Below are 24,346 nucleotides of genomic sequence, written 5' to 3'. Positions count from 1 at the left end.
AATACGCCCCTAATATGGGCGAACATCCACTAAATTCCAACACGGATGATCAACCAAACGTGAGCTGCCTGTCTTTGGCGCGCTCAAAGGGGCATCTAAGGGGCAATCTACCCCCGTAGGAAAATGAAAATGACAGATGCGAGCCAAAGTATGACCCCCAAGTCCTCCATCGGGCGCTACGCCCCGATCGCTGCAATAGCAGTTTTTGCAATTATCGGAGCCTTTGCGCTGCGCGATTACCTGAGCTTTGATGCATTGCGTGACAACCGAGAGGCTCTCATCGCTTTTCGCGACAATAATTTTGTACTGACGATTCTTGGATTTGTGGGGATCTACATATTGATCGTGACGTTCTCGCTGCCGGGGGCGACGATTGCTACACTGACGGGTGGATTTTTGTTTGGTACATTCTTTGGGGCTGCTGTGAATGTTACGGCTGCTACTCTGGGGGCAACGCTTATCTTTCTCGCAGCACAATTTGGTTTGGGCGATAAGTTAAAGGCGCGGATGGAAACCTCAGCGGGGATGGTTGCTCGGATTAAGAAGGGTCTTGATGAAAACCAATGGTCGATGTTGTTTTTCATTCGGTTGGTCCCCGCGGTGCCGTTCTTTGTTGCGAACCTGTTACCTGCCTTTTTGGGGGTGCCGTTGCGCCGTTTTGTAATTTCGACGTTTATTGGGATCATTCCAGGGTCACTTGTCTATAGTTCGGTGGGTGCGGGCCTTGGCGAAGTGTTTGAGCGTGGTGAAAACCCAAATCTAGGGGTTATCTTTGAACCGCACATCTTGTTGCCAATATTGGGGTTATGCGCTTTGTCGGTGTTGCCTGTAGTTATTAAGGCCCTGTCGGGCAAAAAGGACCTTTCGAAATGAAACATATCAAAACTGACATTCTGGTTATTGGTGCAGGCTCTGGTGGGCTTTCGGTTGCTGCCGGGGCGGCGCAGATGGGTGCTAGTGTGGTTTTGTTGGAAGGGCACGAGATGGGGGGCGATTGCCTCAATTTCGGGTGCGTTCCGTCCAAGGCGCTGATTGCAACAGGCAAGGCGGCGTATGGTCAGAAAAACAGTGCGCAATTCGGTGTGGCTGATGCTGCTGGTGTTGTGGATTATGCGGCGGCCAAAGACCATGTTGCGGATGTGATCGCTACAATTGCGCCTATGGACAGTCAGGAGCGGTTTGAGGGGTTTGGGATCAATGTGATCCGCGAGTTCGGCAAATTCATCTCACATGATGAGGTGCAGGCTGGTGACACGGTAATCAAAGCACGGCGCATTGTTATTGCTACGGGATCTTCTCCGCTGGTGCCGCCTATTCCGGGTCTTGATACTGTTCCCTATGAAACCAATGAAACACTGTTTTTGTTGCGTGAAGCACCTGAACATTTGCTAATCATTGGCGGTGGCCCAATCGGAATGGAGATGGCGCAGGCCCATATTCGGATGGGGTGTAAGGTCACGGTCATTGAGGGCGCAAAGGCGCTGGGCAAAGATGATCCTGAATTGGCCGAGGTTGTCTTGTCTTCGCTCAAGGACGAAGGCGTCGAGATTGCAGAAGATGCGTTGGCCGCGGAGATTCGTGGGCAGGCGGGTGCGATCGAAGTTGAGGTTCAGGATGGGCGCATATTCAAAGGGTCGCACCTTTTGATGGCTGTGGGGCGCAAGGCAAACACTGACAAGTTGGATCTTGAAGTGGGGAATGTTGAGCCTTCCAGAAACGGGATTAAAGTGGACGAGGGTCTACGAACAACCAATAAAAAAGTTTATGCGATTGGTGATGTGGCGGGCGGTCTGCAATTTACTCACGTTGCAGGGTACCATGCGGGCGTTATCATCCGCTCGATGTTGTTTGGTCTGCCATCCAAGGCAAAGACATCCCATATTCCCTGGGCAACCTATACCGACCCGGAATTGTCGCAAGTTGGTATGACTGAAGCGGAAGCTAAAGAAAAATATGGTGATTCTTTGGAAGTTGTGCGCTTTGACTACAGCCATAATGACCGGGCCATTGCAGAGCGGAAAACCAAGGGCTTTATCAAGTTGATGGTTGTGAAAGGCCGTCCTGTCGGTGCGTCAATTGTTGGATATCAGGCGGGGGAATTGATCAACCTATGGGCATTGGCACTGGCCAATAAAATGAAGATGAGCCAGATTGCTGCGATGGTCGCTCCTTATCCAACTATTGGTGAAATCAACAAACGTGCGGCAGGTGCGTATTTTACTCCAAGGCTATTCGAGAGTGATATGGTGAAGCGCGTTGTTGGCTTTGTTCAGCGGTTTGTCCCATGAGCTGCGCGGCGCGCGTCTACGACGACGCCCCGCCCACCATCCCGTTCAGGGGGTGGTCTGTAGGATGATCAACTCGCTTTCTGGTCGGCTTTTGGTGCTGACGACGATCTTTGTGATGGTCGCTGAAGTCACAATTTTTGTACCGTCTATCGCGCGTTTTCGCGAAGACTATATGCTCAATCGATTGGAGCGCGCGCAGATAGCTTCTTTGACGCTGTTGGCAGATGACATGATCGATGCTGAGCTTGAAGCTGAACTGCTGCGGAATGCGGAAGTATTTAACGTGGTCTTGCGACGTGATGAGATACGACAGTTGGTGCTATCTTCTCCGATGCCGCAGTTGATTTCAGGTACAATTGATTTGCGGGACAATTCTGCGCTGGTTCTGATCCGCGATGCGATGAGCCGACTTGTTTCGCCGGAACGCGAAGTCATTCGTGTGATTGGGGCGCCAGTTCGGGATGCCGGCTTATTGATTGAGGTAACGATGGAAACGGCGCCAATGCGTGCTGCCATGATTGATTATGGGCTACGAATTTTGCTGCTTTCCGCTGTGATTTCGGTGATCACTGCGTTCTTGTTATTTGTTGCGATGCGAATTTTGTTGGTGAAGCCCATCAAGGGGGTGGTGCATCACATGCAGCATTATGCGGCCTCACCTGAGGATGCGCGGCGCATTATAACCCCCACGGCGGGTGTCACCGAGCTGCGCGAAGCGGAAGAGGCGTTGAAGTCGCTTCAGACAGAGCTGACAAGTGCGCTAAAGCAAAAAGAGAGGCTAGCCCAATTGGGTTCTGCAGTGAGCAAGATTAGCCACGACTTACGCAATATCCTGACATCTGCCCAGTTGTTCACCGACCGGATCGAGATGTCGAAGGACCCTGTCGTCGCGCGGATGGCACCCAAGTTGGTGAGCTCTATTACTCGTGCGGTCCATCTTTGCGAATCAACCTTGGCCTTTGGCCGCGCCGAAGAGCCCGGTCCGACCCTTACTTTGGTAAGTTTAGTCGATATCGTTGAAGAGGTGTTGGATAGTGAGCGCCTGTCGATTGGTGATTTTGATCTTTCTCTAAAAACTGACATACCAGAACCGTTTGAAATTAGGGCTGACCCAGAACAAATGTATCGTGTGTTGGGTAATTTGATCCGTAATGCGCGACAGGCGATTATAACATCTCGTGCATCTGGTGAGATTTGCATTAGCGCATCTGAAAGTGCAGCAGCTTGGGAGATTCGCCTTCGAGACAATGGCCCTGGCTTGCCTGCAAAGGCCCAGGAACACTTGTTTTCGCCCTTTCAGGGGTCAGTTCGCAAAGGCGGGTCAGGCCTTGGACTGGCTATATCAATGGAGTTAATTCGCGGTCATGGGGGTGATGTCCGTCTGATCAAAAGTAACGACCAGGGGACTGAATTTCTCTTAACTCTTCCTAAAGGGGACGGCGCACTTTAAAGAATTTTGCGATCCTACTCTTTTTGATGTCATGAGGGCTTGCATTGCCTGAGCGCTACTACTAAACCGCCCTCAATGCACCCGTAGCTCAGCTGGATAGAGTACCTGACTACGAATCAGGGGGTCAGAGGTTCGAATCCTCTCGGGTGCACCACTTTTCACTTCACTCCCTAAACCACCCCCTAAGGCTTTGAATACTAAGGCCGTTTTGGGTGTTCTAGTACCTGTATTTCGGTGGTAGTGAAGGCGCTCTGTAAAGGCCAGTTTGAGGACTGTTTGACGGAGGGCGGATTGGCCTGTTTCCCATATTTTCCAAGGGTTTGACAGAAATTGCATGGCGTGTTCTAGCACATCGTCGAAACTGCCCTTTGGCGTGGCGCGATTTGCCAGATTTTCCTGTAAAAGACGCTTTGTTTTATCGAGCTCGGCTATTTTTCCCTCATACGCACGGATGATGGTAGCGTTTGTGGCCTGCATGATCCGTTCCAGCATTGCGTCGCTCTGTTTTTCAGTTGCGTGGATTTGCTCGTTTAACGAGGCAATGACATCTTTTGCTTGAGCTGAGCGCATAACTACAGTGGGCGTCTGGCTCGTCCAAATCCCCTGTGTCAAAATATGGAGGATGGCAGGGCAGGGCCCTGTTTCGATGTTAGCTTATCTTTGAAAATGGATAGCGATCATTGGTGCAAAATGCAGCGGATGGCTCCTAAGAGCTCGCTGTACTTTTTTTGTGTCGCGGCGAATGTCCGGTTTCAGGAAAATCGGCCGGTGATCTTGGAAAATCAACTCCAGAGCAGCCATTTGCATATCGGTCAGATCCTGCAACGCCGCCTTCCAAAACCTATCTATTGCTCCCCAGATCCCTATTGCTTACCTCACAGAGGTATTCTCTGAATCGGTCAGGAAATTTTCCAATATGGCATTAAACAAGACAGACTTTTCCAAATGCGGCGCGTGGGCGCACCCGGGAAGAACTGCCAGACACGCGCCCTCAATGGACCTCCATAACTCTTCGGTCTGTTTCCACGGATAAGTTCTATCGTGGTCGCCCCAAATAACCAAAGTCTTGGTCTTAATGTGAGGGAGATAAGCGGTACCGCTCCATCCATTCATTGCGTCTAGCCCGGCAAGAATTGCCTCGATTCCGCTAAGCTGCGCGATTTGCGCGCAACTTTCATAGGCGGGTGCCTGATCTTTGTGCAGAAACCATGTTGCCGCAATCCGTCTGGCTGTGGCGCTTGCTCCTTCGGCTTGCACACGATCTTTTGAAGTGGCGATCGTCTCAAAACGCCCTGGCAAAACACCCGTCGCGCCTGTTCCATAAAGCACTAACCGATCAACCCGTTCAGGGGCGTGCTCTATCATCTCTTGGGCAACCATTCCTCCCATTGAATGCCCAATGAGATTAAATCGCTGAACGCCGCGAGAACTCAGTTCACCCAAAGCCCAATCTGCAAAATCTGAGATGCTGGTTAAGGCTTTGATCTGGGCGTTTCTGCCAAAACCTGGAAGGTCCAGAGCCACACTATCAAAGTCGGGAAACGCCTCCTGTTGTTGCGCCCATTGCTGACTGCCCCCCATCAAGCCATGAACAAAAACCAGCGATGTCACTTGCGCCCCCCTTGCACGATGCGATCAAGGATCATTGCGCAGAAGAGTATAGCGAAGCCCGCCAGAATACCCTGCCCCACATTGGCATATTGCAAAGCTTCCAACACGTCTTCGCCAAGACCTTTTGCGCCGATCAAAGATGCCACAACGACCATTGCAAGTGACAACATAATTGTCTGGTTTATCCCCGCTCGAATGGACGGCCCTGCCAAAGGCAGATCAACCTTGGTGAGCAGATACCATTTGTTTGCCCCAAAGCTTATCGCAGCCTCGCGGACACTTTCTGGCACGCCGCGCAGGCCCAGAACAGTCAGGCGCACAACGGGGGTGCCGCCAAAGATCATCGTCGTGACAACAGCGGCAGGTTTGCCCGTACCAAAGAAGGCAATGACAGGGATCATGAACACGAAGGCCGGCATAGTTTGCATAAAGTCCATAACGGGCTGGATCGCTTTGTAGAACCGTGGCCGGCGGGCGGCGAACATACCTAGCGGGATGCCGATGAGGATCGACAGACACGCGGCCGTGCCAAGCAGGGCGAGCGTTGTCATGGCTTTTTCCCAGAAGCCGAGAAGGCCCATATAGGCGAGAAAGGCACTGGAGTAGATTGCCATGCGAACTCCGGCAGTGAGCCACGTGAGCAGGATAATCAGTGAGGCGATGACGATCCACGGCGTGCTGACAAAGACGATCTCGAGCGCGTCAAGCACCATGCGGATTAAATAGGTGATAGCGTCAAACAGGACTTCGCCATTGAGCACTGCCCAGTTGAAGAAGGCTTCGACGCGGTCGATACTGCCAAGGCGGATATCAGGATCAGTGGGGAATTCCGAGAGTAGCGAGAAGCGACCCGGAAACGAGTAATGCATCATCGCCGCAAAGGCGATCAACGCCATAAAGATCGCAGACAGCACGATATGTGTCACAGGCAGGCCAAAGCGAACGCTGCGGTCGCTCATCCAGTCAGAAAAGCGCGCCTCTAGTGCGGTGTTGGCCATGATGGATTGGGCAATCTTTACAAGGACCAAGATTATCAGACCAGTAAGCGCTACCGTCGGACCCGTTGCCGCTATCGCATCAGCCTCCGCGCGGATTCCGCCGATGTTGGCCTCAAGGCTGTCCACTGTACGTTGGAATGCATCGACGCGGTCCGAGTTGCTCTCGATTGCTGCGGCAAGCTGTTGGCGTCGCAGATCCAATGTACCCTCAATGGAGGCGATGCGCGCCATGGCCTCTGCACCCAGATCGCCGAACAGGCCGCGCGCGATTTGCACAAAGGCCAGTGTTTCGATGATCAAAAAGGGCAGCGCCCAATTCCAAAGCCCCCTTGCGCCGAACCATACAGGACCAAAAACGCCAGCCATCGCGTTGAAAGTCGGGGTGAAGGACGAAGACGCACCAATCTTGTCGAACATGCTGATGTAATAGTCAGGATTGGTGCGCACAAATGTGCGAATATTGTCTCGCCGCTCTGCTGCGTAGGCGAGTGCTGCTTTGCTTGTCGTGTCTTCCAACGGGTTCACACCGAGGTTTTCCATTGCTTCACTCATGAGACTTCGGTTCCTTCAATCACGGTACGGAGGAGGTCCGCACGGGTAATAACGCCTGCATCTTTGCCATCCTGTTGGACGATAATTGGATTCTCGTCATCAATCGCGAGGTTGATGAGCGTGCTGAGGTTTTCGCCGCCGTCTACACGGGGCGCACCTGCTGCAATGGGGCCATAGGATTTAGTATGTGCTGCGATGGGTTGCATCACCGCATGGGCATGCACCACTTTGAGACGGGAAATACCAGCGACGAACTCGGCGACATAGTCATCGGCGGGCGCCATCACGATCTCCTCGGCTGTGCCCATCTGCACCACCATGCCGTCGCGCATAATCGCGATCCGGTCGCCGATGCGCACAGCCTCGTCCAGATCATGAGTGATGAAGATGGTCGTCTTTTTCAGTATTTTGCTCAGGCGGATGAATTCATCCTGCAACTGGCGGCGGATGAGTGGATCAAGCGCGGAGAAAGGCTCGTCCATTAGCAGCACATCGGGGTTCGCAGCCAAGGCGCGGGCAAGGCCTACGCGTTGCTGCATTCCCCCCGACAGTTCGTGCGCGAATTTAGCACCCCATGCACCCAGCTCGACGATGTCCAGAATGGCAGCAGCTTGGCGCATCCTCTCGTTCTTGGGTACTTTGCGGATTTCCAGTGGCATCGCGACATTATCAAGGACGGAGCGGTGCGGCATCAGGGCGAAGTTCTGGAACACCATCCCGATCTTTCTATTTCGAAATTCCTGGAGCTCACGCGTGCCAAGGGCCATCACATCTGTGCCCTCGATCTCGATTTTGCCCGCGGTGGGCTCTAGCAAGCGGTTGAAGTGACGGACCAGCGTGGATTTGCCGCTGCCCGACAGACCCATGATACAGAAAATCTCGCCTCGGTTCACCGACAGGCTGACATCTGCCACACCGACAACAGTGTTGAATTCGGCCAAGACCTGCGCCTTGGTCAGCCCACGCTCGCGCACAGCCTTAAGGGCTTCTTCGCTTCGGTTGCCAAAAATCTTCCAGACATTGGAGATTTCAACGACGGTATCGTTTGCCATGACTGGTCTCGCTTGTTGAAAAAGGAAAGGATTTGATTGCGGCACCGGAACGCACCAGTGCCGCAGATGTTCAAAGCTGATCTGGCTTAGAGGCCCAGCATTGCGTCGACGCGGTCGGAGTTAGCTGCGATCCACTCTTTCGCGGCGTCCGCAGGCTCTTTGCCATTGGCACTGATCTCATAGGCGAGGCCGGAGACATCATCTGACGTCAATGAGAAGTTGGCGAAGAATTCGGCAATCGCGGGAGAACGCTCTTCGAGTGAGTTGGACCATGCGATTTGCACATCCTTCAGCGCATCTTTGGTCGCTACAGAAGACTTCTCATACCAATCGGCATCGTCAGAAGGTTGAAGCATGGTGTATTTTGCCGGATCAAATGTCGGTTCCGTCAGCATCTCTACGTCGAACATGAACCAGACGGCGTGCGGCTTATAGCAATAGAATGCATAACCTTCGCCCTTGGCAATGCTGTCCTTGATCCGCGCTGTTTTCACGGCTTCTTCGGTACGGACGGGTTCGATGAAATCAAGCAGACCGTAGTCGCGTACCTTCACTTCATTTACGTTGGCAGAGGCCCAACCAGGTGCGCCGATCCACATCTCGCCTTTGCCGTCGCCATCGCTATCCATCAACGCTGCCACATCAGGGCGGCCCAGATCGGCGATATCGGTAATGTTATTGGCGGTTCCAAAATCCTTGCTTACGCAAAAACCCTGATTTCCCTCATAGGGGTTGGTGGACAGTGTAACTGTCCCCGCATCTTTGACGTATTTGTCGGTAAAGCTCTGTTGGTTCGGGAGCCACACATCAGGATGCACGTCGATGTCGCCCTTCCCTTGATCCATCGCCTGGAAGATCGTTGCGTTGTTGCCTGGTACATATTCAACCTGACCGCCAATGCGCGATGTGACGATTTCGCCCAAGACGTGGCCGATTGCTTGTGCGCCCGTCCATGACGGCAGGCCAATTTTTACTTCTTCTGCAGCAAAGGCTGGCAGGGCAAAAATGCTGATTGCGGCTGCAAGGCCAAGTGTGTTCAATTTGGTTTTCATATTTATTTTCCCAGTTGGTTCGCGCCGGATTTATGGCGTCGTTTGCGTGGTTGGATCGTTGTCCACCGTAAACCGCAGCTTGTGCCTTGGTTTGCGCCGAGGATGCCAAAGGAAAGCAACCGCAGCGTATGTTCCAAGAATAGGACCGGAAAATTCGAAAGGGCCAATTCTAACATTTCATCAAACTATTCGTAATTTGCATAATGTGGTTTAAGCTGATCGTGAGACCCGTTTCGGGATAAGGACAAAACATTGGATTTAAATTGGCTGGGCGACTTTGAATGCCTTGCGCGAACGCTGAACTTTACTCGCGCTGCGAATGAACGAAACATTACACAGTCTGCATTTAGTAGGCGAATCAAAGCGTTGGAGAGTTGGGTAGGCACGCCATTGATCAACCGCGCGCATTATCCCGTGCAGCTCACGGAGGCAGGAACACAGTTTCTGCCCGTGGCGCTTGCGGCGGTTTCACAACTCGAAGAACAGCGGCAAATAATCCGTGATACTGATAGAGGCGGCCGGCGGTTTCTCAGATTTTCGGCTCTTCACACCATATCGGTTAATTTTTTGGCACCTCGCATAGATACCCTGCAGGAAGAAATTCCAGATCTGCACACACAGGTTGTGTCTGATTCTATGAGCACCTGCTGTGAGTTGTTGGTGGAGGGCGCGGTGGACATTATGCTGTGTTATTATCACCAGTCCGTCTCACCGCGCATTGATGAGACTGCATTTGCGCGTAAAGACGTGTTGACCGACTGGTTGATCCCTGTCGCGGCATCTGCTCCGACGTTGGCTCAGGGCTGGGACCTCGGAAATGCTTCCAGCCCTCCGATCCCTTATCTGGCGTACGAACCGTCCAGCTTCCTTGGCATGGTTGTGGGCAGAACGTTGGAGGGGAAAATGCTTAATGCCGAAACGATCTATATCGACGGGCTGGTCGAGACGATCAAGCGTCGGGTGCTAAAGGGCAGTGGCTTTGCATGGATGCCTCAGACGGCAGTAGCTAAAGAGCTGGCCGATGGGCGCCTGATGCAGATCGGAGACGAGACATGGACAACGCGCCTCACGATTGCAGCACTTGCCAATCCCGCCAGTTTTGACCCCGTTGCACAGGTGGTCTGGGACAAATTGTAAACGTGGCGCTACCCTGAGGTTGAAAATTCCACAATTGCTTGGGCCAGCAAATCGACTGTGTCCACCGCCTGCGCACCCTCTGCGACACTCTGCGCGATGAGAGAGAATTCGGAGCAGGCGACAAACTGCAGCGCTGCACCCGCCGCCACCAGTTCCGAGGAGGCAAGTATTAGCGCGTCGCGCGCCTCTGGCACGGGCCCATCCATTTTGATCTGACGGATCGCCAAGAGCATCGCCGCGTCTTGGTCAGGCCAGATCACGGAAATACCGTAAGCCTCAAGGGCGCGCTCAAACAATTCGGTCTTTCGCACGGCGGGGGAGGCGAGGATGCCCACACATCCACCCTTGCCGAGTTTTTCTGCGGCGTGTTGTGCTGCCAGATCAATCATGTTGAGGAGTGGTATTTGCACCGCATCCGTGATCGCGTCCGCATAATGATGTGCGGTGTTGCAGGGCATGGCGAGGGCGGCACAGCCTGCATTCTGCAAGCGCTCTGCCATTGCTGCAAGGATCGGACCGGGGTCTTCGCCTGTCCCTTCAAGCAGATGGGCAATGCGCGACGGCACCCGCGGATTCATCTCGATGACCAAGGGAATGTGGTCGCTATCGTCGCGGGCAAGGACCGCATCCAACACTTTTCTTTGCAACAGTATCGTCGCTTCGGGCCCCATCCCACCGAGAACTCCGATGGTGCGGGGCCCGCGCGTCATTACATGTTCACCCAGTTAGCGGTGTGATCGAATGCAAAGTCGTAGCCGCCAAGCGCCGCCGCACCACCTGTGTGCAGGAAGACAACGCGTTCGCCCTTGAAATGGCCCTTACGTGCCAGATCAATCAGGCCAGCGGCCCCTTTGGCGGAGTAGCAAGGATCGAGCAGGAGACCCTCAAGCTCGGCGAACATCTTGATCGCCTCAATGCCGCTCTTGGTCGGGATGCCATAGCCTTCGCCGACATAATCGGTGTTCGCCATCACATCCTCACGCTTGACTACTCCGGGGCAGCCGAGTTTTTCGGCTGTTTTACAGGCAAGATCATAGACCATCTGCTCCTGTTTTGGCTGTGGCGCGCGGGTGCCGATGCCCAAAATCGGGATCTGTGCGTTCATCGCGCACATGCCTGTGACCAGACCGGCCTGCGTACCCGACGATCCAGTGGCGTGGGTTAGGCGGTCGATTTTGAGGCCCATCTTGTTGGCTTGCTCAACCAGTTCAAACGCAGCATTAACATAGCCGAGCGCCCCCGTTGGATTGGAGCCACCACCCGGGATGACATAAACGGTGTGACCCTCAGAGCGCATTTTTTCTGCGGCTTTTTCCATCTCGCCGGGCATGTCGTGGCCTGCGGGGAACTTCTCGGTCGTGGCACCGTGCAGGTGATCTAGCAGGACATTGCCATTGGTGTTATAGTTTCCGTCCTGATAGCCAGTACGGTCTTCGAGCAAGATATGGCACTTGAGGCCCATCTTGGCGGCAAAGGCAGCCGTCTGGCGGCCATGATTTGTCTGGGTAGCACCCTGCGTCATGACCATATCCGCGCCCTGCTCAACCGCTTCGGCCATAAGGAATTCCAGCTTGCGCGTCTTGTTGCCGCCAGTGGACATGCCTGTGCAATCGTCACGCTTGATCCACAACTCGACGCCCAGTTCTTTTGAAAGCCGCTCCATGGGTTCAAGGGGCGTGGACAGGTGGGCAAGGTGAACGCGGGGGAAACGGGCGAGATGCATGATATGGTTCCTATATGTGATTACCGCAACTTATCTCTTTCATTACTACTTTCCTAATGCGTATATTGCGCCCCAAGTTGCAAATTTTGCAATTTAGTGCTGTAGAAAGGACGTACGGACCATGAGACTTGAATGGATTGATGATATCTTGGCGGTTCTCGACTGTGGCTCTCTTGCACAAGCCGCGGAAAAGCGAGGGATCACTCAATCCGCATTCACACGTCGGGTACGCACAATTGAAGACAGCATCGGCACGACCCTTTTCGATCGCCGCCGCAAGCCGGTCACGCTGATGCCTGGTGTTCAAACACTTGAACCAGAGATGCGGGAATTAAGCGCGAGGCTACACAAGCTGGGTCATATGCTGAAGACCGCAAGTAGCCAGAGAGGTAAGCCGTTGACCTTTGTTTGCCAGCACGCCCTGACAACGACCATCTCTCCTCGGATTGTGCGCGCGGCGACAAGAGATGGCGAATTGTCTGTTCGCGTTCACTCGGGCAATCAGGATGATTGTTTGATGCAACTGCTTTCCAAGGAAGTTGATCTTGCGATCATGTATGCACTTCCCCAGGAACCTGAAACGGAAATTAGCAGGGCTTTCGAGTCAGTAGATCTTGGTGAGGATTGTTTAATTCCGGTGTGCGCGCCTTCGCTGTGCGACAAAGCTTCTTGTGCTGCTATCCCGATTATTGCCTACCCTGCTGACGTTTTTCTGGGGCAGGTTTTCACCCAAATGATTGGCCCTCGGCTGCCCATCGGGGCCGCGACCCTGCCCATAGCAGAAACGGCTTTAACACTTGCCATGTTGCAACTGGCGTTGAGCGCTATTGGGATAGCATGGTTGCCTTTGTCATTGGTCTCGCAGTCTCTGTCACGGGGGGATCTGGTCCGACTTGACGATGCTTTGCCCGCACAAACTCTGGACATCAAGATGGTCCGTCTGCGCACAACACAAACAGAGCGACGTGAAACGATCTGGCAGCACCTCGCAACAGAACTTAGCCCCTTTTCCAAAAATGAAAATCTTCTAACTGAAAGCAGGGGGATTATAGAGTAGGTAGGACGCTTGGGGCCCCTGAGGTAATGTACTTTAACTCAGTGAGTGCCCGACAGTTTTGCAATAACAGAACTCTGTATTCTCAAGGAGGCCGAATGAGCGAAACCGTTTTTTGTGATGCCTTCCACCTTGGATAAGTGCTCATGGTATCCGACTGCGGCAAAAATCCATTTTTCGGGATTAAAGACTTTCACGACCCATGTGCAGCTTAGAAAGCGGTCAATGCCGCATTAGGCGGCACAGAGTCGCTTTGTCCTGTGTGGATGGCTCCTGTTTAGTAAGACATTTCTGATGTGATTTATGTTTGTCAGATGTGGTCTTGTGTCCGGCCTGTTTGCGCGGATCACTTGGCCGCCAGCCCTGCCTCTCGTGCATGTTTTCCACAAACCAAGTCCCATTCTGCATATCTTACAACATGTGTTCAGGACAAAGCACGGTGTGTCTTGGTTTTAGGGTCGACAAAATTTCCATCACTTCATTGGTCATTGCGACGGCAGCTACTTTACCCGGCTTTTGGGCCATGATCTCTGCGAACCATGGGTCACATCGCTCAGGTTTTTTGGTGATTTGGCGCATTCGAGACATCATGCCGATGACGAGTAATCGTCGAATATACCTGTCCCCCATCCACTGCCCTCTCATAGTTTGCCTGCAAACCATGAGAGGGGTCGAGATGCGTCCCAACTTCTCTTTACCACCACAGGAGCTATTTAGAGGTGCGAGGCCCAGCGTCACACCAAAGGCGTGCTTTCAACACGACGCAGCAAAATCGCGACCCGAACTTTTTGTCAGTGCCAATTGTGGCCACGATGGCGGACGCCGTGATAGACCCTATTCTAGGGATCGTTTGCAAAAGAGCGACGCGATGTTCGCGGTTCGCCACCTGCGTCAACTCATGAGTGTAGTTTGCGATCTTCCCATGTAGGAATGGGATCTGTTCGCAGAGTTCGGCAACGACGTTGCCTGCGGTGTCAGGCAAATCGGGGCTGTCACCTTCAAATAGGCGCTTTGCAAATTGGGTTGCGTGCCCAATGCCTTGCGGAAACACGATGCCAAATTCTGCCAACTGCGCGCGCAACATGTTGATCGTTTGCGTGCGCTGTCGAACCTCAAGATATTGTGTCCGGTACAGAGCAAGGATCGCTTGCTGACCTGGCGTCTTGGTTTCGGCAAATCTCATGGTCGACCGTGTCACAGCTTCACAAATGGCTTCCGCGTCGGCGGCATCAGATTTACCCTTTTTAACATATGGCTTCACCTAAATGGGCGGGATCAACTTTACGTCGTGGCCCAATCAAACCAGCTCCCTCGCCCAGTGATGGCTCGTACCGCATGCCTCAATTCCAACAAGACACGGATCAAGACATTCAAAGGATTTTAATAACTGCGTACGTCGTAGTGCGCGATTGAATGCGACCTCGCCGCCGTCTGTAATGCCATGAACTTGAAAATGTTCTTCGTTAAATCTGTGCCTACTGTTGTAACTTTCATTGGGTCGCGTTCCCTCCACGATCAGCCGCGAGGTCCGGCGCAATGGTGGTGCTGCGGGTTATCGCGCGACGGCACAGATCAGGCGGCATGGAACCGTGCCCTGCGCCCTAAGCCATGCAAGCTGGCTTGCCACCCAGCATTGGGCCACGCAGTGTCAGCAAAGCTACGGCGTAAGTGGTCTCCCGAGCAGGTTGCGGGCTGGCTCAAACGCACGTTTCCGGCAGAGGCGCACAAACAGGTGTCACACGCACTGATCGGCAGGGTGTTGCGTAACAATGTCCCGAGAGGGAGATCATCTATCGAAGCCTTTATATTTAAGCGCGCGGCGTGCTGAAGAAGGAATTGCGTGAGCACTTGCGCGCCAAACGCACGGTCCGCCGCTCCAGACACGCAAGCCTCAAACGCAATGGTCTTGGTCAATTTAAAAACGCTGTATCAATTAGTGAAAGGTCCGCATCTGTCTAGGGTCGTGCCGAACCTTGGCATTGGGAAGGTGACTTGATCGGCGGCTCCAAGAACAGCTATATTGCGACACTTGTCGAGCGCCAGTCAGGCTATGCTCTATGAGATCAATGCACTGACCCCGTGAGTGTGCTTTACCATCTCGGCGTCACTGGGATCCAGAACACTCGCCTTTATCGCGGAAAAATGGGCGTGGTTTTTGACGGCTTCAGGCAGGCAATCAAGTGATCGCACAATGATCTTTATGCTTTTGCCGCGTGCTAATAATTCTTGCTACAAGCAGACGCTCTGTTGCTCCGCTCGCTCGGATGATGAGGGTTATCACAGTTGGTTCCAATGTGGGGTTGCCAACGGTTTAGCGCGCTGCAGTGCATATGCGACTTTCCCACTCCTGACTGAAAGTTATCTGGTCATATGGGAACTTGTGCGCCAAGGCGCTGCCATAGGTGTTCTGGATGCTCATATCGGGGACGAGGACCCGTCTGTCCGCCAGGTTCTTCCTAACCTCTAACCGCTCAGCTTTCCGATCTGGCTGGTAGCGCACCGGGAACTCACAACAAGCCGTCGCATACGAATGGTTTATGATTTTCTAGCAGAAGAACTGAGGCGGGGCTAACTTAAGGACGCAAAGTCGACAGGAGAGATAATGCTCGCGAGCAATCTATCGGTCATCATCCTAGCGTCGGTCCAAGGGTAGTCACGGATCGTATTGATACAAAGTGCGATGCCGATCATTCCGGATATGAGTGTGTCGGAGCTTGCTTTGACGTTTCTGTCATCTTGCAGAACGACATGCAGCAGATCCGAGAACATCTGGAAGTGTGCCAAAGTTTCTTCGTCCATTACAAATGTGCTGACGTCCGACCGCGTTACGTCGTTCGACATAAAGACGAGTCGAAAATGGTCGGGATGATCGACCCAATAAGATACAAAGGTCTGCACAGCTATCTGTAAACGTTCAGCCGGTACATTGATCCGTTCTAGTTTTCCTTGAATTTCGCCCGACATGTCGGTAAGAACATCTGCCCACAGATATCGTAGAATATCCTGTTTTCCCTCAAAATGCGCATAGATCGTCATCGGGGCACATCCGACTTCCTTGGCAAGACGGCGCATCGATACCGCCCCGAAGCCTTCTGCACGATAGATCGCAAGGGCTTGTTTCGCGATCTTTGATCGAAACTCCAAAATATCACTCTCGCTGCGAGGCGGCCTGCCTGCGGTCTTAGCCATGGGTTGGTTTCTCCAATAGTATTTTAGTACGCGTCACAAGTAATGCTTGCGTTGTCAAGATTGTATTATTATAGAACGCGTACTAATTAAAATAGACGCTCAACTGAAATCCCCCAAGGAACATAGAAATGAAAAAGATCAATTTATTGAACATGATTGTTGTGATTGTCGGCGTAGCCATTATCTTTCTTGGGCTCAACGTCGGTTTAGGTGGGATCAAAACACTCGGCTGGCAAACGACGCGTGACTTCATTTCGATCACGGATGCTACCACATTTCATGCACAAGACAGCCACATACGTTTCATTGGTGGTATTTGGTTTTGTGTTGGTGCTGTGTTCGTGATCGGTGGTCTCGCGATGCGCAAATTTCGCCCAACGTTGATCACTCTGTCGTTCATGATCGCAATTGCTGGTCTTTTCCGGTTGAGTGATATGGACAGCGGTGTGATCTTCAGCGCAGCAATTGCCCCATCACTTGCATTAGAGCTGATTGGCTTCCCCCTTCTTGCATGGTGGTTAGCGATGTCCAGTGAAAGAGAGGGACAAAGATAACAACCAGCCTTTTTTAGAACGACGCACCCAAATAACCCAAGGAGAAGAATTGTCGAAACAGCGGCAACGGTGAAACATGATTTCGTAATTGTTGCGCGCTGATCGCATAAACGAGAGAACTCGACAAGTTTGGCCAACTTAAGATCATAGCTGTAATGCCAAGGTTTTCGGTGTAGTCAAAAAGTGCAGCACCTACCGAAAACACAATACCAGTACGCACAACTTTTATGTTGGACAGGCGCGACCCGAACCAGATAATTTCCGAAGCCAAAGTTATCGAGAGCAATGCAGGATATAGGATATCGATTGGAATCAGGCGCGAGAGATAATGCCTGCGTCCCTCTTCCCTTAAAGCGTCGAGAAGTTGCGCAACCTGTTGAGGGACGCATATCAAAGGGAGCTTGACCAGACAGAGCTTCAATGTGCGCGAGTGTTACGTTGATCATCAGCATGTATATTGCTGTGTCCAAGGTGGGTTCATTTCCGACCTCAGCTGCACAATGCACGAACTGGTATGCGCCCGACGTTTGTACGTTGCTGCTTCAACTTTCCCACGGCAATTGTTTGCAAGTTGAAACCAGATGATCCACGAAAAACCGTTGCCGGGTGGACTGGAAACGGGTTGGTTGGAACACTGCGTAGATGGCGCGTTTGGGCGGTGTCACGTAATCAGACAAAACTGCTTGCAGCTCTTGGTTTTTGATATGTTCGGCAACGTAGAAGATGGGTAAAATAGCAATGCCGACGGCCTCTAATGCCGCACGACATAGTATATCTCCAGAATCTGATTTGAATTTCCCGCTCCAACCTACCTGGTCGTGCTGACCTTCCGCGTCTTGATAACGCCTCTCGTGCAGCCCGCTGTTTCCTGTGAAGGCCAAAACATTGTGGTGTGCAAGATCATCAGGTTTCTGTGGGATGCCGTGTGCTTCAAGATAACCGGCGCTTGCGCACATCACAAAAGGACAGGCGCCATGCAAACATACTGCGCAAGACGGCACAACACGCTTTGCGACGAGAGATGGACGAAGCTTTGAGGCCACTTGGCCTGAGTGTCTCCCAATACGCTGTGATGGCTGATATTGAGAGGACGCTGGGACTTACGAATGCCGATCTTGCCCGCAGGGCATTTATCACGCCTCAATCCATGCAGGGCATTTTGTCGAATTTAGAAAAATCGGGGCTGATTCTACGCGGAAGCGATGTAAACCATGGCCGTAGACAGCCCTCTGAGTTGACCGCGAAAGGCAGAGTTATGCTACGGAATGCTGAGACAGTCGCTCACAAAATGGAATAAAAAATGTCCCAAGCGATAGCGCCTCTAAGCGCAAGTGAGGTCTCAGCTTTGTTTGCCCGAATCTCCGCGGAGTTCTCGTAAAAGTTGTGGAATAGACATTTGTTCACCTGCAGAGAAACTGAAGTGTGGGCTCAAACCTGCCGTTCGCTGCAATTAGCAAGGGTCACTTGATGGGGTCTTGGTCCTTGCAAAATGATGGCTTCACATATCTGCTTCTCCTTGAGTTTCTCTAATGCTGCCGTCTGAAATTGCCGCTTCGCAGACCCCGAGAAACGTGTTCATCAACCCTGAACTTGTCGTTCCGCGTGCCCGGGCGATCACCACTTTGTAGTGACCGATGTTCTCCCTGATCGGTCTTGCGACAACTGGGTCGCCTTCGATTGTAATGTTCTGTTTGGGCGCGAAGCCAACTAGTGTGAACCCGAGACCTTTTCCAACGTAGGCCTGCACCAACTCTCGTGATTGGGATTGAAACGGCACTTCAGGATGTATGCCCGCGGCTTGCAATATTTGAAGATAACTTGGGCCAGGACCTGTGGGCGAAACTGCAATGTAGGGTAGGCCAGTTAGATCAGACAATCCAATCTGGTTTTGTGCCGCCAGCTCGTGGGTTGCGGACAGCAGCACAAGCGGGGGCAATTTCATGAGGCCCTCGACATTGTGGCGCGCCGACACGAACCCTTGATCAAAGACGACCAGTGCATCCACTTCTCCGGCATCCAATGCGTCTACCAAACTTGGATAATCAGCTTCTACGACCTCAATACGAACGTCAGGATGGCTTTCGCGAAAGGCAAGGACAGCTGGTAGAATTATTTGTTGTGCCAATGCGTGGTGGGTTCCGATGCGGATCGTTCCAGTTCGCCCCGCCACCAAATCCGCCGCGTTGTGTTCGAGCGCTGCGGCTTGTGCCAAAAGTGCCGTGGCCTGTGCTGAAAACTCTTCTCCGGCGCGAGTCAGACGCATACCTTGGGCTGGAAATCGATCAAACAGGGTCAGCTTGGTTACAGCTTCAAGCTTGTCGATCGCTGAGGCAATGGCCGCTGCTGAAACGTTCAGGTGCCGCGCGGCTTGGGCTATTCCGCCCTGCTGCGCGGTCTGCGTCAGGTAGGTTAGTTGGCGAATCGTAAATTTAATCATCTATAAAATCTCTCTTTATAGATGATTAAATCAGTTTTTATGTGCTTTGGACACGCCCTATGATCGAGGCGGAGCATCAGGGAGGATGACATGGAGATTTTGCCACTGACGGGTGGATTAGGCGCAGAAATTTTTGGTGCGGATATTCGCCGCGACACTGATTTTGAGGCAATCCACGAGGCATTCGCGAAACATTCGGTGATTGTTTTGAGGGGGCAAGATGCTGGGCCAACGGATCAGCTTGCTTTCGCCCACAGCTTTGGCCCCGTGAACATTAACCGATTTTTCAAGCCAGTTGAGGGGTATCCTGAAATCGCCACGGTTTTGAAGGAAAAGGACCAGACAGAAGCCGTAGGCGAGGGGTGGCATACAGACCACTCCTATGATCAGGCACCGGCATTGGGGTCCATTCTTCATGCCATTGAAGTGCCCCCTTATGGCGGCGATACCCTATTTGTGTCCATGGCGGCTGCCTATGAGGCATTGTCTGCGCCGATGTGCCAGTTTCTGGACGGATTGTCGGCAGTCCATTCGTCGCGTCATGTGTTTGGCGCCGCTGTGATGGACAGTGAGGCAGCCAAAAGTGGTCGCCTGGGAAATGCAGATGCCGCAACTCAGGATGTGCGCCACCCCATTGTCATCACGCACCCATTAAGCGGGAGGCGCGGATTGTTTGTGAATCCAGTGTTCACCACTCACATTGTGGGGCTGAGTGGTACGGAGTCTGATGCGTTGCTGGAGATGCTCTATGCCCATTGTCAGCAACCTGAATTTCAATGCCGCGTGCGGTGGCAGACCGGAGACATCACCATGTGGGACAACCGCGCCACATGGCACAAAGCGATCAATGACTATCACGGTTTTCGCCGACTGATGCACCGCGTTACTGTCGAAGGTGTTCCGCTGTCGTAACCTCAATTGTTTAATCACCCTCGGAAGGGTTGCCATGTCTGATACTGCTCCTACCGCAAAGCCGGGCCGCCCCAATGTCGTCCTCATTCTGGCGGATGACATGGGTTTTGCAGATCTGGGTTGTACTGGATCAGAAATTCGAACCCCGAATATTGATGCCCTTGCACAAGGGGGAGCACTGCTCTCGGCGATGTATAACTGTGCGCGGTGCTGCCCGACTCGTGCCTCGCTATTGACGGGGCTGTATCCGCACAATGCCGGGGTAGGGCACATGGGGGCCAATTTGGGTAGCAGCGCCTATCAGGGCTTTTTGCGCAATGACAGCGCCACTATTGCTGAACACCTGCGTGCCAGTGGCTATACGACATTGATGTCAGGGAAATGGCATGTGGCAGGTGACTTTGAGGCGCGTGATATGGACAACTGGCGGGTCGGCGACGTAGAGCACCCAACCCCGCGCCAGCGAGGTTTTGACCGCTTTTACGGGATCATGGATGGAGCGACGCATTTCTTTTCACCGCATTACATGCTTGAGGATGACAGCCGGATCGAGACTGTTCCCGATGATTTCTACTTCACCGATGCGATTACCGATAAGGCTATTGGCATGATCGAAGGTGCCGTGAGCGATGAAAAGCCGTTCTTCCTTTATCTGGCCCATACCGCACCGCACTGGCCGCTCCATGCCCATCCGGAAGACATTGCGCAATATGATGGAACCTACGCCAAGGGGTGGGACCATATCCGCACCGCCCGCCATGAGACGATGAACGGGAATGGTGTATTTCAACGCAACTGGGACATCTCTGCGCGTGACAGCTCGGTGCATGGCTGGGCACAGGAGGAGAACAAGGACTGGGAGGCCAGCAAAATGGCCACTTATGCGGCGATGGTCGACCGCATGGATCAATCTATTGGAACCCTTGTTGCCGCGCTGAAACGGTTGGGGCAGTTCGAGAACACGATGATCATGTTCTTGTCCGACAACGGCGGCTGCGCCGAGTTTATGGCCGAGGATGGATGGGCAAAGTTCTACCCCGACCAGACCCATGACGGTAAACAAATAACCATGGGTAATGTGACTGGCCTGCGGCCCGGCGATGCGCAGACGTTCCAGAGCTATGACAAGCCTTGGGCCAATGTCTCGAACGCGCCCTTCCGGCTGTATAAGCACTATGTGCATGAGGGCGGCATATCGACCCCGTTGGTTGTGCATTGGCCCGAAGGGTTCAAGCCGCGCAGCACCGCCCATGCCGCGTGCCATGTTGTGGATATTCTGCCGACTATTCTTGAGGCCACCGGTGCATCCTATCAGAGCGAAGTGGGGGGCCATGAGATCCAACCGCTCCAAGGCGAGTCCCTTCTTGGGTTGTTTCAGGGCGCGAACTGGCAGCGCGAACAGCCCATCTTCTGGGAACATGAAGGCAATGCTGCGATCCGGTTAGGGCAGTTCAAGTTGGTGCGCCTGCACGACCGCCCATGGGAGCTTTATGACCTTGAGACCGACCGCACGGAATTGCATGATCTTGCAGGACACAACCTGGTGCTTGAAAGGGACTTGACCCGCCAGTACCAATCCTGGGCTGACCACGTAGGGGTTATGGATTGGAACGAGGCCCTGCCAAAGCTGCTTAAGGCATGGAAGATGCAAACCCCTGACGGATGACATCCGAACCATGCTCCTACTCACAGAATTCGTTCGAAATACTGCTTTTCTCGCAAAGCTAGCCGCAAATATTCCATCATGCGACGCTCACTACTGAGGCCACTGTCTGTGTGTAACTGTATTGCGGTCACTTGGAGGCAACGTGCGTTCGTTCTTCTGGTCAGATCAGTATCAAGCTTGGAGACGGCAAGAGCATGGCAGCGGCAAGATCGGGAAAGGCGATATAGGCCGTTTCTTCGATCTATAGCAAACTGGCCACCGAAGCGCTCTCTCTCAAGAACGTCGCGACGGCCGCAATTAGTTAAATCTTAGGACACATAGCCAAACGCGATCTTTGGAGTGACTCCACTATCAAGCCACACACTTTTGGGGCTGGTATATTCCATCAAAGCGTCGGTGCCGCTGGACCTTCCAAACCCAGAATTGAGCGACCCTCCAAAGGGGGATGAAACGTGGATTGCTTTGTAGCTGTTGATCCAAAATGTCCCTGCACGCACTGCCGAAGACATACGATGCGCACGGCCCAGATCGGCGGTCCACACAGCACCCGCAAGGCCAAAGTTGGTGTCATTTGCGATAGCGATAGCTTCTTCTTCGTCCTCAAAGGGGATTGCTGTGGCCACTGGTCCAAAAATTTCAGTTTGAGCTGCAGTTGATGCATTGTTTAATCCGGCCAAAATAGTCGGCGGGACAAAGAACCCAGTGTTTGGCAATTCGGACCGTGTGCGAACATTAGCGCCTTCACCCTGTGCGCCCTTAATCATGCCAGTGACATGGGCAAACTGACGTGCGTTGCTAATGGGGCCAATTTCTGTGGTGTCATCCATAGGATCACCAAGCTTGATAGAATTCATGCCTGTAGCGATCATATCCAACAATTCTGCGTGAACCGATTTGTGTACCAACAAGCGCGATCCAGCAACGCAACTTTGTCCAGCGCCAGAGAAAATCGCGGCTTGTGCGCCCAAAGCAGCGTGTTTCAAATTCGCATCACCAAAGACGATATTGGCAGATTTACCACCAAGCTCCAAAACGGTAGGTTTCAGCGCTTGGGCGGCGGCAACCGCAACACGGCGACCTGTTTCGGGGGAACCGACAAAGATAACTTTGCGCACAGCCTTGTGCTGCGTGGCTGCCTGTCCAGTGGTTGGCCCAAATCCGCAAAGGACATTGACCAAACCTTTTGGCAGTCCGGCATCTTCAGCTATTTTTACCAACGCGACGGTCGTGACAGGCGTGAGTTCGCTTGGTTTGATTACAACACCGTTTCCGGTCGCAATTGCGGGTGCGATCTGCCAGCCAGCAGTAAAAATGGGGGCGTTCCAAGGTGTGATTTGGAACACAACGCCAAGCGGTTCACGCAATGTGTAGTTCAAATGACCGCTGGGAACGGGAATGACTTCGCCGTGCAACTTGTCTGCCCAGCCCGCATAATAACGGAACATTTCAATGACCTTGGCGACCTCGACGCGGCAATCACGAATGGGTTTTCCTGCAATAAGTGCCTCCATCTTGGCCAGAGGTTCAACATGGGCTTTTACTGCTGTTGCGATGTCTTGCATGATCTCGCCGCGACGTGCGGCAGATGTGCCTTTGGCCCAACCCACTTGGGCAAGAGCGGCAGCTTCACAAGCTTGCGCCGCAAGATCAGCGCCGCAATCCGGATATACTGCCAACGTAGTTTGCGTATAGGGATCTTCGAGCGTGATTGGATCACCTGTACCATCGCATAGAACGCCCCCAATAATACTTTGAACCGTTTTCCCAAGATTAAGGTCTGTCATCAGGGTTTGAAAAAGAGTGGCACGTTCAGACATCTTTAGGCGCTCCGTATTTGTAAATCTCGTTAAAATCGGCACTGTCTTCGAGCATTGACCTGCTGTCCTCCCAAATCGCGGCAATCGCGCGTGTAGCGGGCAGATCTAGACCAGCGCTGTCAGCTAATTTAGTCGCAAGGCCAACGTCTTTGCGCATCAATCCCATAGTGAAGCCGGAGTCGTAGCCATTGCTTAGAATCCATTTGGGGAAATTCACTTCACTCACCCCACTACGTCCGGAGCCAGCATTGACTCCCTCCAGCAGGTTGTCCAACGGAATGCCTGCGTTTTCGGCAAGGCGGGCCATTTCGCTGACAAGGACAAGATTTGCAGCGCAGAGCAAGTTATTCGCGATCTTTGCAGCATGACCTGACCCAGATGGCCCAACATGAACAATCTTGGCCGTCAGGTCGATGAGAATTGGTCTAATTGTATCAATAGCTTCTTGGGAACCGCCCATGACCATTGTCATAGTGCCGCTTCTTGCACCAAGAGGGCCTCCGCTGACGGGACCATCTAGAAAGACATAGTTGGACGCCGTTGCAGTTTGTGCCAACGCTTTTGTTGTCGCAGGCTCAGATGTAGAGGTATCTAAAACAATTGTGGCGGGATTTATATGGGGGCCTAATTCTGCCATGACTTGCGTCACGATATCCGCACGCGGCAGGGATAATATGATCAAATCGCAGGCCGCCGCGAGGGAGCTCAAATTATCTTTAACCGTACCGCCTTTCGCTTCGGCCCTCTGGCGTGCTTCTGGCAACGCATCATAACATTGTACTGCATGTCCTTGCTCAACAAGACGCGCGATCATTGCGCCGCCCATCGCACCACAGCCTACTAGTCCTATCATT

Annotated in this window: 20 protein-coding genes, 1 tRNA gene and 2 pseudogenes; 11 read left to right on the top strand and 12 right to left on the bottom strand. The window is 52.9% G+C overall.

Features of this window, described 5'->3' with window-relative positions:
* Nucleotides 1–129: 129 nt before the first annotated feature.
* The 4 genes from V7775_RS02330 (at nt 130) to V7775_RS02315 (ending at nt 3,892) form a co-directional block, all read left to right on the top strand.
* Nucleotides 130–873 (top strand): TVP38/TMEM64 family protein, encoded by a 744-nt coding sequence (locus V7775_RS02330; RefSeq protein ID WP_335750251.1) that lies wholly within the window; start codon nt 130–132, stop codon nt 871–873.
* Entirely contained in the window at nt 870–2,288 is a 1,419-nt protein-coding gene (locus V7775_RS02325; RefSeq protein WP_335750250.1) for a dihydrolipoyl dehydrogenase family protein, read from the top strand. The genes V7775_RS02330 and V7775_RS02325 overlap by 4 nt, the downstream gene beginning before the upstream one ends.
* Nucleotides 2,289–2,352: 64 nt before the next feature.
* Nucleotides 2,353–3,738 carry a sensor histidine kinase gene (locus tag V7775_RS02320; protein WP_335750249.1) on the top strand — a complete coding sequence of 462 codons (1,386 nt, stop codon included), beginning with the start codon at nt 2,353–2,355 and terminating at the stop codon, nt 3,736–3,738.
* A 77-nt stretch (nt 3,739–3,815) separates the two neighbouring features.
* Nucleotides 3,816–3,892: transfer RNA gene (locus tag V7775_RS02315), tRNA-Arg, on the top strand.
* A 716-nt stretch (nt 3,893–4,608) separates the two neighbouring features.
* Here the strand turns inward: V7775_RS02315 and V7775_RS02310 are convergent.
* The 4 genes from V7775_RS02310 to V7775_RS02295 form a co-directional block, all read right to left on the bottom strand.
* A complete protein-coding gene (locus tag V7775_RS02310) occupies nt 4,609–5,349 on the bottom strand; it encodes an alpha/beta fold hydrolase (protein WP_335750248.1) in 741 nt (246 codons plus the stop codon).
* Nucleotides 5,346–6,899: an ABC transporter permease gene (locus tag V7775_RS02305; RefSeq protein WP_443070074.1), complete on the bottom strand. Its 1,554-nt coding sequence runs from the start codon at nt 6,897–6,899 to the stop codon at nt 5,346–5,348. Before V7775_RS02305 ends, V7775_RS02310 begins: the two co-directional genes overlap by 4 nt.
* The gene (locus V7775_RS02300; protein WP_335750247.1) at nt 6,896–7,951 is read right to left on the bottom strand and encodes a quaternary amine ABC transporter ATP-binding protein; all 1,056 of its coding nucleotides are present in this window, start codon (nt 7,949–7,951) and stop codon (nt 6,896–6,898) included. The genes V7775_RS02305 and V7775_RS02300 overlap by 4 nt, the downstream gene beginning before the upstream one ends.
* Nucleotides 7,952–8,037: 86 nt before the next feature.
* Nucleotides 8,038–9,003 carry an ABC transporter substrate-binding protein gene (locus V7775_RS02295; RefSeq protein ID WP_335750246.1) on the bottom strand — a complete coding sequence of 322 codons (966 nt, stop codon included), beginning with the start codon at nt 9,001–9,003 and terminating at the stop codon, nt 8,038–8,040.
* Nucleotides 9,004–9,255: 252 nt separating this feature from the next.
* Here V7775_RS02295 and V7775_RS02290 point away from each other — a divergent pair, with 252 nt between their 5' ends.
* On the top strand, nt 9,256–10,140 hold the full coding sequence (locus tag V7775_RS02290; protein WP_335750245.1) for a LysR family transcriptional regulator: 885 nt from the start codon (nt 9,256–9,258) through the stop codon (nt 10,138–10,140).
* An 8-nt stretch (nt 10,141–10,148) separates the two neighbouring features.
* Here V7775_RS02290 and V7775_RS02285 read toward each other — a convergent pair whose 3' ends face one another.
* Both V7775_RS02285 and V7775_RS02280 read right to left on the bottom strand, forming a co-directional pair.
* Entirely contained in the window at nt 10,149–10,850 is a 702-nt protein-coding gene (locus tag V7775_RS02285) for an aspartate/glutamate racemase family protein (RefSeq protein ID WP_335750244.1), read from the bottom strand.
* Nucleotides 10,850–11,863: a D-cysteine desulfhydrase gene (locus V7775_RS02280; protein ID WP_335750243.1), complete on the bottom strand. Its 1,014-nt coding sequence runs from the start codon at nt 11,861–11,863 to the stop codon at nt 10,850–10,852. Before V7775_RS02280 ends, V7775_RS02285 begins: the two co-directional genes overlap by 1 nt.
* A gap of 121 nt (nt 11,864–11,984) precedes the next feature.
* Here V7775_RS02280 and V7775_RS02275 point away from each other — a divergent pair, with 121 nt between their 5' ends.
* Nucleotides 11,985–12,920: a LysR family transcriptional regulator gene (locus V7775_RS02275; protein WP_335750242.1), complete on the top strand. Its 936-nt coding sequence runs from the start codon at nt 11,985–11,987 to the stop codon at nt 12,918–12,920.
* A gap of 408 nt (nt 12,921–13,328) precedes the next feature.
* Here the strand turns inward: V7775_RS02275 and V7775_RS24690 are convergent.
* Nucleotides 13,329–14,411, bottom strand: a pseudogene (locus V7775_RS24690) (IS110 family transposase).
* Here V7775_RS24690 and V7775_RS24685 point away from each other — a divergent pair.
* A pseudogene (locus V7775_RS24685) lies at nt 14,408–14,975 on the top strand (IS30 family transposase); the annotation flags it as partial. The pseudogenes V7775_RS24690 and V7775_RS24685 sit on opposite strands and share 4 nt — an antisense overlap.
* Nucleotides 14,976–15,485: 510 nt before the next feature.
* On the opposite strand, the gene V7775_RS02255 reads toward V7775_RS24685, so the two are convergent.
* Nucleotides 15,486–16,106: a TetR/AcrR family transcriptional regulator gene (locus tag V7775_RS02255; protein WP_335750238.1), complete on the bottom strand. Its 621-nt coding sequence runs from the start codon at nt 16,104–16,106 to the stop codon at nt 15,486–15,488.
* Nucleotides 16,107–16,234: 128 nt separating this feature from the next.
* On the opposite strand from V7775_RS02255, the gene V7775_RS02250 reads away from it, so the two are divergent.
* A complete protein-coding gene (locus tag V7775_RS02250) occupies nt 16,235–16,660 on the top strand; it encodes a DUF4345 family protein (RefSeq protein ID WP_335750237.1) in 426 nt (141 codons plus the stop codon).
* Nucleotides 16,661–17,202: 542 nt separating this feature from the next.
* On the opposite strand, the gene V7775_RS02245 is transcribed toward V7775_RS02250, so the two are convergent.
* The gene (locus tag V7775_RS02245; RefSeq protein ID WP_335750236.1) at nt 17,203–17,616 is read right to left on the bottom strand and encodes a LysR substrate-binding domain-containing protein; all 414 of its coding nucleotides are present in this window, start codon (nt 17,614–17,616) and stop codon (nt 17,203–17,205) included.
* 65 nt (nt 17,617–17,681) lie between these two features.
* Between V7775_RS02245 and V7775_RS24680 the strand changes: the two genes are divergently transcribed.
* Nucleotides 17,682–17,957, top strand: coding sequence for a MarR family winged helix-turn-helix transcriptional regulator (locus V7775_RS24680; protein ID WP_443070091.1), 276 nt, complete (start codon nt 17,682–17,684; stop codon nt 17,955–17,957).
* Between the two features lie 201 nt (nt 17,958–18,158).
* Here the strand turns inward: V7775_RS24680 and V7775_RS02240 are convergent, their stop codons facing one another.
* Nucleotides 18,159–19,097, bottom strand: coding sequence for a LysR family transcriptional regulator (locus V7775_RS02240; protein ID WP_335750235.1), 939 nt, complete (start codon nt 19,095–19,097; stop codon nt 18,159–18,161).
* A gap of 90 nt (nt 19,098–19,187) precedes the next feature.
* Between V7775_RS02240 and V7775_RS02235 the strand changes: the two genes are divergently transcribed.
* Both V7775_RS02235 and V7775_RS02230 read left to right on the top strand, forming a co-directional pair.
* Nucleotides 19,188–20,009 carry a TauD/TfdA dioxygenase family protein gene (locus tag V7775_RS02235; RefSeq protein ID WP_335750234.1) on the top strand — a complete coding sequence of 274 codons (822 nt, stop codon included), beginning with the start codon at nt 19,188–19,190 and terminating at the stop codon, nt 20,007–20,009.
* Between the two features lie 34 nt (nt 20,010–20,043).
* A complete protein-coding gene (locus V7775_RS02230; RefSeq protein WP_335750233.1) occupies nt 20,044–21,675 on the top strand; it encodes an arylsulfatase in 1,632 nt (543 codons plus the stop codon).
* Nucleotides 21,676–21,983: 308 nt separating this feature from the next.
* Here the strand turns inward: V7775_RS02230 and V7775_RS02225 are convergent, their stop codons facing one another.
* Nucleotides 21,984–23,492, bottom strand: a complete 1,509-nt coding sequence (locus V7775_RS02225) for an aldehyde dehydrogenase family protein (RefSeq protein ID WP_335750232.1) — start codon at nt 23,490–23,492, stop codon at nt 21,984–21,986.
* Nucleotides 23,485–24,345, bottom strand: a complete 861-nt coding sequence (locus V7775_RS02220) for an NAD(P)-dependent oxidoreductase (protein WP_335750231.1) — start codon at nt 24,343–24,345, stop codon at nt 23,485–23,487. Before V7775_RS02220 ends, V7775_RS02225 begins: the two co-directional genes overlap by 8 nt.
* Nucleotide 24,346 lies beyond the last annotated feature (1 nt).

This window comes from Sulfitobacter sp. (assembly GCF_036960155.1).
Classification (GTDB): domain Bacteria; phylum Pseudomonadota; class Alphaproteobacteria; order Rhodobacterales; family Rhodobacteraceae; genus Sulfitobacter.
Note: the sequence above shows the minus strand (reverse complement) of the source record. Positions and strands in the feature narration are given on the sequence as shown.